The sequence below is a fragment of the Bizionia saleffrena genome (assembly GCF_008086175.1).
In the GTDB taxonomy this organism is placed as follows: domain Bacteria; phylum Bacteroidota; class Bacteroidia; order Flavobacteriales; family Flavobacteriaceae; genus Bizionia; species Bizionia saleffrena.
On the sequence record NZ_VSKM01000001.1, the window covers coordinates 189,926 to 202,997 of the forward strand.

General features: G+C 33.0%; 13 protein-coding genes. 5 read left to right on the forward strand and 8 right to left on the reverse strand.

All coding sequences use genetic code 11. From position 1 onward, the window contains the following. The 3 genes from ES676_RS00850 to ES676_RS00860 form a co-directional block, all read right to left on the reverse strand. Nucleotides 1-762, reverse strand: a complete 762-nt coding sequence (locus ES676_RS00850) for a lipopolysaccharide kinase InaA family protein (RefSeq protein WP_148368140.1) — start codon at nucleotides 760-762, stop codon at nucleotides 1-3. A 107-nt stretch (nucleotides 763-869) separates the two neighbouring features. Further along, on the reverse strand, nucleotides 870-1,667 hold the full coding sequence (locus ES676_RS00855; RefSeq protein ID WP_317130813.1) for a glycosyltransferase family 2 protein: 798 nt from the start codon (nucleotides 1,665-1,667) through the stop codon (nucleotides 870-872). A gap of 3 nt (nucleotides 1,668-1,670) precedes the next feature. Continuing rightward, nucleotides 1,671-2,570 carry a hypothetical protein gene (locus tag ES676_RS00860; RefSeq protein WP_148368141.1) on the reverse strand — a complete coding sequence of 300 codons (900 nt, stop codon included), beginning with the start codon at nucleotides 2,568-2,570 and terminating at the stop codon, nucleotides 1,671-1,673. 92 nt (nucleotides 2,571-2,662) lie between these two features. Here ES676_RS00860 and ES676_RS00865 point away from each other — a divergent pair, with 92 nt between their 5' ends. Then, nucleotides 2,663-3,628 carry a CgeB family protein gene (locus tag ES676_RS00865; protein WP_148368142.1) on the forward strand — a complete coding sequence of 322 codons (966 nt, stop codon included), beginning with the start codon at nucleotides 2,663-2,665 and terminating at the stop codon, nucleotides 3,626-3,628. 5 nt (nucleotides 3,629-3,633) lie between these two features. Here the strand turns inward: ES676_RS00865 and ES676_RS00870 are convergent, their stop codons facing one another. Both ES676_RS00870 and ES676_RS00875 read right to left on the reverse strand, forming a co-directional pair. Continuing rightward, a complete protein-coding gene (locus ES676_RS00870; RefSeq protein ID WP_246124335.1) occupies nucleotides 3,634-4,815 on the reverse strand; it encodes a glycosyltransferase in 1,182 nt (393 codons plus the stop codon). A 93-nt stretch (nucleotides 4,816-4,908) separates the two neighbouring features. Further along, nucleotides 4,909-6,090, reverse strand: a complete 1,182-nt coding sequence (locus ES676_RS00875; RefSeq protein WP_148368144.1) for a glycosyltransferase family 2 protein — start codon at nucleotides 6,088-6,090, stop codon at nucleotides 4,909-4,911. Between the two features lie 179 nt (nucleotides 6,091-6,269). Between ES676_RS00875 and ES676_RS00880 the strand changes: the two genes are divergently transcribed. Beyond that, a complete protein-coding gene (locus tag ES676_RS00880; RefSeq protein ID WP_148368145.1) occupies nucleotides 6,270-7,367 on the forward strand; it encodes a glycosyltransferase family 2 protein in 1,098 nt (365 codons plus the stop codon). On the opposite strand, the gene ES676_RS00885 is transcribed toward ES676_RS00880, so the two are convergent. Genes ES676_RS00885 through ES676_RS00895 form a run of 3 tightly spaced genes read right to left on the reverse strand, consistent with a single transcriptional unit; the run spans nucleotide 7,364 to nucleotide 9,919 of the window. Beyond that, nucleotides 7,364-8,197, reverse strand: a complete 834-nt coding sequence (locus tag ES676_RS00885) for a glycosyltransferase family 2 protein (protein WP_148368146.1) — start codon at nucleotides 8,195-8,197, stop codon at nucleotides 7,364-7,366. The two genes, ES676_RS00880 and ES676_RS00885, sit on opposite strands and share 4 nt — an antisense overlap. 1 nt (nucleotide 8,198) lies before the next feature. Next, nucleotides 8,199-8,834 (reverse strand): NeuD/PglB/VioB family sugar acetyltransferase, encoded by a 636-nt coding sequence (locus ES676_RS00890; RefSeq protein ID WP_148368147.1) that lies wholly within the window; start codon nucleotides 8,832-8,834, stop codon nucleotides 8,199-8,201. Nucleotides 8,835-8,839: 5 nt separating this feature from the next. Continuing rightward, nucleotides 8,840-9,919 carry a DegT/DnrJ/EryC1/StrS family aminotransferase gene (locus tag ES676_RS00895; protein WP_148368148.1) on the reverse strand — a complete coding sequence of 360 codons (1,080 nt, stop codon included), beginning with the start codon at nucleotides 9,917-9,919 and terminating at the stop codon, nucleotides 8,840-8,842. A 125-nt stretch (nucleotides 9,920-10,044) separates the two neighbouring features. Between ES676_RS00895 and ES676_RS00900 the strand changes: the two genes are divergently transcribed. From ES676_RS00900 to ES676_RS00910, 3 genes are read left to right on the forward strand one after another with little or no spacing between them, the layout of a single operon-like run. Continuing rightward, a complete protein-coding gene (locus ES676_RS00900) occupies nucleotides 10,045-10,605 on the forward strand; it encodes an L-threonylcarbamoyladenylate synthase (protein ID WP_148368149.1) in 561 nt (186 codons plus the stop codon). A 15-nt stretch (nucleotides 10,606-10,620) separates the two neighbouring features. After that, the gene (locus tag ES676_RS00905) at nucleotides 10,621-12,036 is read left to right on the forward strand and encodes a CCA tRNA nucleotidyltransferase (protein WP_148368150.1); all 1,416 of its coding nucleotides are present in this window, start codon (nucleotides 10,621-10,623) and stop codon (nucleotides 12,034-12,036) included. A 1-nt stretch (nucleotide 12,037) separates the two neighbouring features. Then, entirely contained in the window at nucleotides 12,038-13,072 is a 1,035-nt protein-coding gene (locus ES676_RS00910) for a COX15/CtaA family protein (RefSeq protein ID WP_148368151.1), read from the forward strand.

The window sequence follows — 13,072 nt, forward strand, 5'->3', positions numbered from 1 at the left end:
TCATTTATTTTTCCAAAACTTTATTTTTTTCTTTAGTCGTCTTCGTCTCTGAAAAGAGTCTTGAAAATCTTGTGTTTCGTACCACATTAAATTAAAAACTTTCTCATAATCTTCAGTGATTAATTTAGCGTATTCATCACTCATAATTTCAATTATACTTTTATGAATAGTCAGTTTTGCGAAGTTTTTAATACGCTTTTCGAAGGACATTGTTTCAAAATTCATTCGGTTTAAATCTACCAGGAAGAATTCGTAATCACCGTTATTATACTTAATTAGGGTATTGCCTGGAGAATGATCTAAAAAGTTAATGCCTTTTTCATGTAGTTGAAATGTAAAATGTGTGAAAGCCCTAAGTATTGCTTCGTGATTTGGTATATCTAAATTTTTACACAATTCTCGATAGGTAATATCACAGTCTAATTGTTCACTTATATAATAACTTTTTTCGAAAATTAAATTATTGTTTAATTCATAAAAGGCCACAGGTTCTGGTGTGCCAATCCCTAACTCTTTCAACTTATTGGCATATTCAAAAGAACGTTGTGCTTTACTCTTCCTAAAATATTTATATACAATTTTATTTATAGCATTGGGTTTTTTAAACGACTTGGCATTTAGTGTTTTGTTGTTTAATTTAAACAGTCGCAAACTATTTCTTTCCTGATCTCCAAAAGGCGCACCCTCAGTCTCATAATTCAAAATAAAATAATCTATGGCGTCACTATGAGTTTGGTATGTTGGATTTATTACTCTATGCATTTTTATAATTTCTAACTGATGTTGCTTGAAGTTGATCTTTCGCTCAATACGGGTTTGATTTAGACTGTAAATTTAGTGTTTATTTAGCGTTCACTCATAAAAAGAGTCTATTTCAAATACTTATCTACCCCGTTATTCGTCCACGTTGATTTTTCGGTAATAGTATGCTGTTCTATTTTATCATTTATTTCCAATTTATTTCTAGATTTTTCATTGTGATAAACATGAAACACGATACCGCGATAGCGTAATCTTCTAGCATGTAATCCTATATTATGGTAGCGTAACATTAATTCTGAGTCTTCACGTCCCCAGCCAGAGATATCTTCGTTATATCCATTTACAGCGATAAAATCGGATTTATAATACGAGGTGTTACACCCTCTAAATTTATTAGAGAAAGCATCACTTTCTTTATACAAAGCACTTAGTATAGGGATATGTAACGCGCGCGTACGTTTTTTTATACCTTGAGAAAAAGCATTAAATTGCACTTGTTTTTTAGAAAACAGTGTGCCTAAATACGGTTTTTGAATGTTTACTCGCGAACCGAACAAATAGGTGTTTGGATTCGCAAATTTTAAATGATCTTGTATAAAATTAGGATGCATTATACAATCGCCATCCACTTGAATAATATAATCGCCACTGGCCTTTGCAATGGCTTTATTTAAAATTTGTGCTTTGCGAAACCCATTATCCTCTTGCCATTCGTGATGCAACGGCATAGATAGTTCGCTTTTGAAACGATCGATTATGGCTTTGGTTTGGACTGTAGAACCATCGTCGGCAATAATGATTTCGTTTGGTAAAATCGTCTGATTTTTTACACTAAGCAAAACAAGCTCTAGAGCTTCAGGCCAATTATAGGTCGCTATTATTAAGGTATTTGAAATGTATCGCATAATTTAAAAATAAGATTCGAAAGCTATTTTACTCTTTTTAAAAGGGCCTAAAAACTTAAACCATTGTCCGAAATTTTTCTTTAGCAAAAATGATGTAGAAGGCTGTAATTTAGGGTTGCTTTCAATTAAATATTTTATTTCAGTTACATTCTGAGTCGGAAAATAGTCTAAACTCTTCCAAATATGGGGATCTAAATAAAATAGATTTTTAAGCGTTTTATAATTGTCTTTGTTTGCCTTTTTCCATTTTGGAAAAAACTCTTTATTTACTTGGTGACTGTGGCCCCAATTTTCTAACTTAAACGTTAATTCGGCTTCTGTACGCGATAGACACTCGTGCAGCAATACATTATTAGTATAAATTATACGCTCTTTAGTATTTCGCGCACGCTTATAATTAGGGTAATTTGTAGCCAACATTACTTTTGTTGGGGCATCTACAAATAACAATCCGTCGTCTAAATATTTATATATATTGATTAAAAACCCTGCTATTTGTATGGGGTTTGCCTTGGGGTTTTCTAAAAAATGATTCTTTGATTTTAAAGTATCTACAAACTGCTTAAAATCGATAAAAACCTCATCGGCATCTACTTGAATAAACCAATTGCCTTCGCCCATTTTTAACGATAATAAATGGCGCTCTCGGGTATCGTTTTGTATGGTACTAAGTTCTGGTCTGTAAAAATCATCACGGTAAATTTCGATTTTATTATCGACATCCATATCTTCTAACCATTCGTAAAACTCGGGAACGACTGAAAAAGTCGTTCCTTTCCAGGTACGGTATTCGTGATCTATCGCCAAGTAAATTTTATCCGCTTCATTATACACTGCTGGTATAGACTGCTTTAGTTTGTCGTAATCGTAAGACATTAAAAACCCAACTATAATATTTTTCATAAATTGATTAACTTAGTGCTTCAAAAATAACAAACAATTGCCGATATACTAAACATTATACTATTTTTGATATTAATTATAAAACCGACTAGATGCCTAAAAAAATATGTATTATCAGTTTTGATCATTGGGATTACGATAAACACATCGCTATTGCGCTTAAAAAAAAGGGTATAGATAGTTACCATATTAAAATTGGAAATTACAAACACGCCTCGGTCTTTGATAAAATTACAAACGCACTTAGTAAAGTGTTTTTGAATAAAAATTTAAAAAAACTAAGACGACAGGATTTTATAGTGCACGAATTAGACCGTTTAGGTTTTCAAGATCAGATACTAGTTATTAATCCAGAAGTAATTGATTTAGAACACCATTTACAAATAAAGAAACGCACGAATAAATATATTGCGTATTTATACGACAGTATGGAAAGGAATCCCATTACACACTTACTAGACGGTATTTTCGACTCTATTTATTCTTTTGATGCCAACGACGTTGCCCAATATAATTTTCTGCCTATTACTAATTACAATTATCTTACGGAAGTTATAGATACAGCCAATGAAGTTTACGATGCCGTTTATGTAGGCTCCTTAGATGATAGAGTGCCAAGGTTGATTGATGTGGCAGCACGGTTTAAAAAAATGGACGTCACTTTTAAGTGTCTGATTTTAGGCAAAAACAGAAAACTCGTGGCACTTAAAACAAAAGGGGCTCAATATATTGAATTTAAAGATGACTATATTTCGCAGGAACACTTGATAGAAGAATATAAAAAAGCAAAAGTTATTGTTGATTTTGTCCGCGAAAACCAAACAGGATTAAGTTTCCGTTTTTTTGAAGCTTTAGCCTTAAAAAAGAAAGTGATTACCAATAATAAAAATGTGCTTAATTATTCGTTTTACAACCCTAACAATATTTTTGTAATGGACGAAAGTAATACACTCCCAAGTAAAGATTTTTTCGCCAAAAATTACGAAGAACTAAAGCAGCAAACCTATAATAAATACACTATCGAGAAGTGGATTGAGAAGGTTTTCAACTTAAAATAAATCGCTTATTTTATTAAACTCAACACAGTATCTTCAGTGCTTTTTAAAGAAAAAGGTTCCAGGATATGTTCAGAAAAAGCACTTAAAGTCTCCCAACTTTCTTTATTAGTGTACACTTCAATTATTTTTGCAGCAATTTCTTCTTTGGTATTGGCAACCATTGTATTATGGTGTTTGCCAAAATTAAATCCTTCGGCTCCAATATCTGTAGTGATTAGCGGTAAACTGTATTCTAAGCTCTGCCCTATTTTACCTTTTATTCCGGCTCCATAGCGCAACGGCGCTATAAATAGTCTCGAATTATAAAAATAATCTTCAACCTTGTCTACAAAACCAATAATATTGAATTGATCTGAATGCAATGCTTTAATATCTTCGGTAGCATAACTCCCAATAATATCCACTTTTAATTCAGGAAGCGTTTTCCAAACAATCGGCATAATTTTATCGTGTAAAAACACAATAGCATCTTGGTTTGGTGTGTGTCTAAAATTACCTATAAATAACAAATTACACCTTTTTTCGAAGGGCTTAAAGTTAGCCGTTTTTGGTAAATATTGATGAATATTACTCAACACTTTTATTTGCTCTGGTTTGTTATAATGTTTTAAAAGTAAGCTTTTATCGGTATCTGAAATAGCAATAGTAACATCTGCTTTTTTACTATTACTAGTTTCTAGATTTAAATATTTCTGAGCCTCAATTTTATTATCTTCATTATTATTTAGCTCGTATTCACGCTGTAATCTAACATAATGAAAATCGACCATATCGTAAATTAACTTCACTTTCGGGTTTGCGTTTCTAACAATGCTTTGGTATTTCTCAAAAATATGCGGTCTGTGTAACCACGCATAATTTAATTTTGGAGCAATTAATTTTATAAAACCTTCAATCGTTAACACCTCATCCTTAAAAATAGCGGGTTGGTATACGTTAACGCCCATTTTTTTATAAACTCCAAAATAATCACTTTTATAACGATGCTGCCTGTAATCTGCCAATAAGAAAACACCTATATTATTTTTTAATAAAATTGAAATAATTTCCTTAAGTCTTCTAGAGCCCGAATCTTTATTAAATTCTGGTATAATTTCATCTATAATTAAAACATTCTTTTTTGAAAAAACCAGCGACTCCTCGTTAAAAAAAACACCCTCTTTTAAGAGTTTATTTTTTAATTTCACAAGTCTGATTTGTTTTTTAATATTTTTATACATGGAAATACCTTCGAATTTTGATTGTTTATTATTTTAATAGCACGCGCAAAAATAACACGATTATTCAATAAATGATTTTAAATAAAAATAAAATTTATTTATTATGCTTTTTGTTTCAATTCTATCGAAACCTGGAGCCATAAATGATATAATTTTTAAAAAACTGATAGTTTTGTTCTCTTTAGATACGTAAGGATACACAATTTCGACGCCGTGACGTTGCCATTTTTTTATGTTTTTTATATTCGCCTTGTCTTTAAGAAGAATAGCAACCTTATGGACTGTACAATCCTTAGCTTTTATTTCCGCTAATAATTTGGGAGTCAAGGCATCTTCTAGTACTAACACTTTCTCACCTATATAATTCTTATTGAGGTATTTCTGATTCAATCGTGTTTTATCGTATGGTGCTTTATCTAAAACGTTTTTCCACTTTTTGTAGAAGTTAATTTTATTTTTAGCGACGAGTTGTCGTTTTTTATCAGTGACCTCTTTACCATAGGATATACTTTCAAAATGAATTAATTTTGCAAAGGGTTGGTAATAAATATCCAATCCATAAGTATGACGTATCTGCATACACAAATCTGTTTCTTCGTAATAAGCAGGTAAAAAGAACTCGTCGAGCTGTACTAACGTTTTATCTGGAAAGAAACGTTTTATCAGCAAGCAATAGCCAGAACAATAATCAACTTTTTTAAGAAAATGATTTTTAGGATTTTCTAGACTGTTCTCTCGACCTATATTATCGACACCGCCATCGGAATAAATGGTAGCTCCTGCTTCTAGTAATACGCCGCTAGGATGAATCCCCATAGCACCGACTCCCCCAACATTTTTCCGGTTTTCAAAAACCGCTAACATTTCTTCTAATAAATGAGGCTCTACAATAACGTCGTTATTTAATAGCAAAACATAGTCCCCCTGAGATGCTTTTATACCTTTATTTATATTTTTTAAAAACCCTAGATTCTCTTCATTTGTAATAACTGTAATACCGTCAACCGTATCTAAACGCTCTAAAGTGTCGTCTGTGCTACAATCGTTAATAACGATAACCTCAACGTCGTTTTGCTCACAATCTTCTTTAATAGAATATAAGCAATTTAACGTATACACTATGTGATTATAAACGGGTATAATTATAGAAACCTTGGGTCGGGAAACGCGTTTAAGAGTTAAAGGGTTACTCTCAAAAAACGCTAATGGTTTCGGTTTTATCGTCTTAATATTTGTATTCATAGTCCAAAAATAGCAATTTTATCAGAACCTCTTTTAGAGTATTCTGTTTTAAACGATTTAAAGTGTCATTATTTTAAAAAACTTACGTTTATTTCTTGATAACGCCTTTTTTATAGACTTACGAGTGTATATTCTTCAAATTAATTTAATTTAGCTGTTTTAAAATTATAACTTCATCTATGTCCAATCCTGTAGTGTCTATAATTGTTCCTTGTTATAATGTTAAGGATTTTGTTTCCAAAACATTAGAAAGTGTCCATTCTCAAGATTATAAGAACTGGGAATGTCTTATTATAAACGACGGCAGTCAGGATAACACCGCTTCCATTTGTAAGGAATGGGTAGCAAAAGACAGTCGATTTAAATATTTTTATCAAGAGAACCAAGGCCTTTCGGCAGCGCGAAATAAAGGGCTAGAAAAAGCGTCTGGTAGCTATGTTTATTTTTTAGACTCAGATGATTTAATTCCCGATAATACGCTTAGTAATTTATTAGCATTAACTAGTGAAGACACAGATATCGTTTATGGGAAATGCGCTATTACAGAAGGACAGAATAAAACAATAAAAGATCACTTATCGCACACGCCAAAACCGTTTACAGTATTTAAAAACGACTCTAAAAAACTATTAAGTAAGGCCATTGAAGAACCATTTATTTGTGTTGCTTGGAACCGTTTAATTAAAAAAACGTTTATCGATTTCCATAATTTAAACTTTAAAAGAGGAATTTATCACGAGGACGAACTGTGGTTTTTCGAAACGTTATTTCATACTAAAGGCATTATCTTTAATGATCAAGCGACCTATTTTTATAACGTCGCAAATACGGCTTCTATTACCAATAACTTCAACATAAAAAATTTAGAATCTTATCTTTTTATAATTGAGTATCTCTACAAGAACTATTATAAAAACGAAGAGTATAAGACAGATAAAAATATGGTATCTATGTACATTACTTATTTAAAAATGTTAACATTAAGACATTGTTACGAAAAACTAGATACTGAAACGAAACAACAAGCGACACCATTAATTAAAGCCACATTTAAAAACTCCTTTACAGCACGTTCTACTCCAATTTTATCTGAAGGTGAAGAAAAAATGCACTATCATTTTAAACTTGTCGAACTTTTTAGTCCAGAAGAAATATTAGATTATTTAACCTTTTATGGGAGTAAAAAAATTAAAAATAGACTAAAAAGACGATCGGTTTTAAAGCGCGCCAAATTATTAAACGCCACAGAAAACAGAACTGTTACAAAAGTCGTTTAAGATTTAGAAAATAAATGCTTAAAACTGAAAAACGGCTTTTTATTTAGCTTTTTTAATGCCCTTACTTTTTCTTTATATTTTTTATTTAGAGCTGTATTTGCCACTTTAGGTAAGTCTACATTATCTAATATCGGTTTTATTGTATTTATATCCATTTCCAGTCGCTGCTGCTCACTTGCTGAAGACCATATACCTTTATCGTGTATTCTATAAACACACATATAATCGTCAAGTTTCATTATTTTTTTATCTTGAACTTGAATAAAAAACAAAGGCCAATCGCCAACTGGCATCAAGTCAAACCATGGCGACAATTTAAAATCATTGCGCATAACAACAGTTGGAGTGGCTATATAATTATAGTCTGCCAAATCTACCGAAGTTGTTACATTAGGTACCTCTGCCGATGCTGTATTTATCTCAAAAGTATCCGTTCCTTGAAAATACTTTTTACTATTATGAAAACATAATGCAAAATCATTATTGGCTTCTAAAAAATCGACTTGCTTTTGTAGTTTTAAGGGGTCGGTCCAGTAATCATCCCCTTCGCATAACGCGATATATTTACCTTTTGCTTTTGGAAAGACAAAGTTCCTCCACGGTTTTATTTTTTTTGAATATTGGTTTTCATCTTGTAAAATGGTCACTATTCTATCGTCCTTGCTAGCGTATTCTTTAATAATATCTGCGGTTCCATCTGTAGATGCATCATCATGAATTATAATTTCGATAGGAAAATTAGTTTGTTGAGTCAAGAAACCTTCAATAGTTTCTTTAACATATTTTACATGATTAAACGTGGTACAACAAATACTTAATAATGGTCTCATTTTATTTTTTTATAAGTGGCTTAGCAGGGTTACCAATAAGCACAGTGTTATCGGGAAATGATTTTGTAACGTTAGCTTTTGCTCCTACAATACAATCGTCCCCCAATATTAATTTTAAGGGAATAACTAACGCATTCATCCCTAAAAGGACACGTTTCCCTAGTTTACAATACGAGCCAACCATAGATAATGAAGACAAATAACAGCCATTATCCAAGCGCGCGTGATGTGCTACTAAACTATTAAAATCAATGACACAGTCATTACCTAAGGTACAATTAGTACTAATCTTAGCGTTTAAATGTATAAAACATCCTTCTCCAATAACCGCCGATGGACTAATAAAAGCATTAGGATGGATTAAATTTGGAGTGTTAGCTCCTAATAATCTTAACTTCTCCGCAATTTGACATCGCAATTTATTTTCGCCCATAGTTACAGCAAAATTTAAATTACTTATGTCTTCTTTATACACCTCTTCTGTGCATCCAATAATAGGAACACCTAAAACTAACTCACCTATTCTTTCATTATTATAGTGATACAGTCCCTTGACGTCATAACCACAATCCTCAGCAAGCTCGATTATAACTTCTGTGTAATTTCCGACGCCTATTAAATAGATAATTGGTTTCAAAATTATTAAATTGTATTAGTAATTATTGATAGTATTAATTTCACTTCCTCTTCTTTAAGCTCATAATACAAAGGCAAACACAGAATGCGTTTTGAAATAGATTCTGAAACTGGCATTTCTTTATTAGAATGCACGTAGTCTAATGTATTTAAAGACGGATAAAAATAACGTCTGGGTACAATATCTTTATCTTCTAAGGCCTTCTTCACCTTTAAAAGAGTCCCTTCATCTTTAAAAATAACCGGCATATAAGAATAGTTTCGGGTCGCACCTTCTCGAAATCTCACTAATTGAATCCCTTCCAAACCTCTAAATACATTTTCGTAAATCTCCACTAACTGTTTTCTCTTTTCAATAATTGTTTTCATATACGGCAAAACAGCCAATCCCATTGCTGCTTGTAGCTCTGACGCTTTGGCATTAATACCTAGACCGTGAAATTTTTCGCGACCATTGTGTCCGAAATTGTGATGATAAAGAACTTTATCGTATAAAACTTTATCTCTCATAAACATAGCGCCGCCTTCACCAGTATGAAATAGCTTGGTGGAGTGAAAACTAACCGTACTTACATCGCCATAATTAAAAATTGATTGTCCTTTGTATTGCACATTAAAACAGTGCGCGCCATCGTATATAACTTTAAGATTGTGTTTTTTAGCAAGTACTGCAATAGCTTCTATATCGCAAGGATTTCCAAAAACGTGAGTAACTAAAATAGCTTCGGTGTCACTCGTTATTGCTGCTTCAATTTTCGAACAATCTATAGTTAACGTTTCTTTTTCTATATCCACAAAAACAGGTGTACAGTTCTCCCAAACAATACTAGAAGTTGTTGCCACATAACTAAAAGGAGTCGTTATTATTTCCTTGGTTATTCCTAACGCTTTTATCGCTATTTGTAAGGGCAACGTACCATTTGTAGTGACAAAGAAATGTTCAACTCCCAAAACATCAGACAACTTAGCCTCCAATTCTATTAAAAGCTCTCCCCTATTGGTAATCCATTTATTCCTCCACGCTCTATTTAAAATGAGCGTATATTCCTCTATTGGAGGTAAAAAAGTTTGGGTTACATTAATCATAAATACAAATTAGCAACTATTTTTACTATTTAAACGACAAATTTAAAATTTAAATATCAATTACAATTACTTTTAATACTATTGAAACGTGTCGTATTAATAGAAAATTCAAGACCTTTGCAGAGATGAAAGAAGAAATATATAAAGTTTACGAAATTTTAAAGTCAGGTGGCATTATTTTATACCCTACAGATACGGTTTGGGGTATTGGTTGCGATGCAACAAATGCCGAAGCGGTAGAGAAAATTTATAAATTAAAGCAGCGTACCGAAAAAAAAGCGATGATTTGCCTTGTACACAATTATGGGTTGTTAGAAAAACACGTGGATAATGTCCCTAACGTCGCCTACGATATTTTAGATTTATCGGTAACACCCACCACTGTTATTTACGATAATCCTGCTGGCGTTGCCGAAAATTTAATTGCCGAAGACAACACACTTGCAATTCGCGTAGTTAAGCACGAGTTTTGCGAAAAATTAATTAGAAAATTGGGTAAACCGTTAGTCTCTACATCGGCTAATATTTCTGGTGATCCTACGCCAAAATCGTTTAAAGAAATAAGCGAGGTCATTTTAAAAGGTGTGGATTATATTGTAAATTCGCAGAGCGAAACTAAAAACACAAAACCGTCTAGTATTTTTAAACTAAGTACTAGCGGATCTATAAAAATTATTCGCGAGTAAGTGGGCAAGAAAGCGATGAATTACAAAGAAGCATTACAGCATACCATATTTAATACCATATCTAAATCTGCAGCCGAATTAAATTTAGACAGTTATGTCATTGGAGGTTTTGTTCGTGATTTTTTATTACATCGCGGCGACGCTAAAGACATCGATATTGTTGCTATTGGCAGCGGTATCGCTCTAGCAAAACAAGTTGCAAAAAATTTGCCTAATAAACCAAAAGTTCAGATTTTTAAAACGTATGGTACAGCAATGTTGCGTTTTCAAGAGATAGAAATCGAGTTTGTTGGTGCCCGTAAAGAATCGTATACACAAGACAGCAGAAACCCGGTTGTTGAAAACGGATCACTTCAAGACGACCAAGATCGTCGCGATTTCACAATGAATGCTTTAGCTTTAAACCTCTCTAAAACTCATTTCGGTGATCTTTTAGATCCTTTTAATGGTATTGAAGATCTTGACAATAAGATTATAAAAACACCTTTAAACCCGGATATAACCTATAGCGATGACCCTTTAAGAATGCTCCGCGCTATTCGTTTTGCTTCGCAATTAGATTTTGAGATTGAACACGAATCGTTACTAGCTATTACAAGAAACAGCGAACGCATTAAAATTATTACCAACGAACGCATTGTTGTCGAGCTTCATAAAATTATTGAAAGTAAAACACCTTCCAAAGGCTTTTTACTGTTAGAGAAAACCGGACTTTTAAAACATATCTTACCCGAACTTACGGCTCTAAAGGGTATTGACGAAGTTGACGGCCAAACCCATAAAGATAACTTTTATCACACCTTGGAGGTTGTAGACAATATAGCGGAACATACCAACGATCTGTGGTTACGCTGGGCGGCTTTATTACACGATATAGGAAAAGCACCGACGAAAAAATTTAGCAAAAAAGCAGGGTGGACATTTCACGCACACGAATTTGAAGGCTCTAAAATGATCTATCATTTATTTAAGCGTTTAAAAATGCCGCTTAATGAAAAAATGAAATTTGTCCAAAAGCTAGTATTTATGAGTTCGCGACCTATTGTTCTTGCTCAGGAGACGGTTACCGATTCCGCAGTAAGACGTCTGGTTTTTGATGCTGGCGAATTTGTCGATGATTTAATGACGCTTTGTGAGGCCGATATCACGACAAAAAATCCTAAAAAATTTAATAAATACCATAACAACTTTAAAATTGTTAGAGAGAAAATAGTTGAAGTAGAAGAACGCGACCAAGTGCGTAATTTTCAGCCGCCAGTTACCGGTGAAGAAATAATGAAAACCTTCAACTTAAAACCTTCTCGCGAAATAGGTGTTATTAAAGAGGCCATTAAAGAAGCTATTATAGAAGGAGATATCCCAAACGAACACGATGCAGCCTTCAATATAATGCTTAAAGTAGGAGAAAAACTGGGGTTAAAACAGATTTAAAATGCATAAAAATTTTAGAACGTTAGTAAAAACAGCATTAATTTTAGTCTATGTTGTAATTATCGCAGGGGCTGTTGTGCGCATGACGGGGTCTGGAATGGGCTGTCCCGATTGGCCAAAATGTTTTGGATACTACATTCCGCCTACCGAAGCTTCAGAATTAGAATTTAAACCTAATTTCGAATACAAAAAAGGCATTGTTATTATTAAAGATGAAGCCCTTTTGGTCGCTAAAACCAAATTCAGTTCTGGCAATGCTTTAAACTCTAGTAATTGGGAAGCGTACACAAAACACGATTATGCCGTTTACAACCCCGTGCACACTTGGGTGGAATATATCAACCGTTTGTCGGGCGCATTGTCTGGAATTCCTATTTTAATTTTTACAGTTATGTCCTTTTGGTTTTGGCGAAAAAATAGTTGGATCCCCATACTTTCAGTCTTAATTCTATTTAGCATGGGTTTCCAAGCTTGGCTAGGCAAAACAGTTGTAGATTCTAATTTATCACCCTACAAAATAACCATTCATATGGTAATGGCGCTCGTTATTGTGGCCCTTATTTTATATTTAATCTACATAACCAAAACCAATAAAAGACCGTTTAAATACAATGCTTTCTTTTATAAGCTACTCGTGTTTTCATCGGTATTAACACTTATTCAAATAGTTTTAGGAACGCAAGTAAGACAGTTTGTCGACGAGCAAATTAAAGCACTAGGTTATGGCACAAATGCCTTGTGGCTTAACGATGCTCCTATAACCTTTTACATTCACCGTTCGTTTTCTATTCTAGTCCTTGCTGTTAATTTCTTTTTACTGTATTTAAATAGAAAGCACCACTTAAAACACAACAAACTAAATGGGGTTATTGTGCTTTTAATTCTAGAAACAATAACGGGTATTGCGATGGCTAATTTCAATTTTCCGTTTGGCAGTCAATCGCTTCACATTGTATTAGCAAGTATTCTATTCGGTTTTCAGTTCTACCTGATATTAGAGGCGTCAAAACCTAAAAACAAAATTGAAACTTTGTAA

Bases quoted from the DNA above. Each gene is read 5' to 3' on its own strand.
- ES676_RS00880 (WP_148368145.1), top strand. From the start codon at position 6,270: ATGTCCAATCCTGTAGTGTCTATAATTGTTCCTTGTTATAATGTTAAG.
- ES676_RS00905 (WP_148368150.1), top strand. From the start codon at position 10,621: ATGAATTACAAAGAAGCATTACAGCATACCATATTTAATACCATATCT.
- ES676_RS00855 (WP_317130813.1), bottom strand. From the start codon at position 1,667: ATGCGATACATTTCAAATACCTTAATAATAGCGACCTATAATTGGCCT.
- ES676_RS00875 (WP_148368144.1), bottom strand. From the start codon at position 6,090: ATGAATACAAATATTAAGACGATAAAACCGAAACCATTAGCGTTTTTT.
- ES676_RS00900 (WP_148368149.1), top strand. From the start codon at position 10,045: ATGAAAGAAGAAATATATAAAGTTTACGAAATTTTAAAGTCAGGTGGC.
- ES676_RS00910 (WP_148368151.1), top strand. From the start codon at position 12,038: ATGCATAAAAATTTTAGAACGTTAGTAAAAACAGCATTAATTTTAGTC.
- ES676_RS00885 (WP_148368146.1), bottom strand. From the start codon at position 8,197: ATGAGACCATTATTAAGTATTTGTTGTACCACGTTTAATCATGTAAAA.
- ES676_RS00850 (WP_148368140.1), bottom strand. From the start codon at position 762: ATGCATAGAGTAATAAATCCAACATACCAAACTCATAGTGACGCCATA.
- ES676_RS00865 (WP_148368142.1), top strand. From the start codon at position 2,663: ATGCCTAAAAAAATATGTATTATCAGTTTTGATCATTGGGATTACGAT.
- ES676_RS00860 (WP_148368141.1), bottom strand. From the start codon at position 2,570: ATGAAAAATATTATAGTTGGGTTTTTAATGTCTTACGATTACGACAAA.
- ES676_RS00895 (WP_148368148.1), bottom strand. From the start codon at position 9,919: ATGATTAATGTAACCCAAACTTTTTTACCTCCAATAGAGGAATATACG.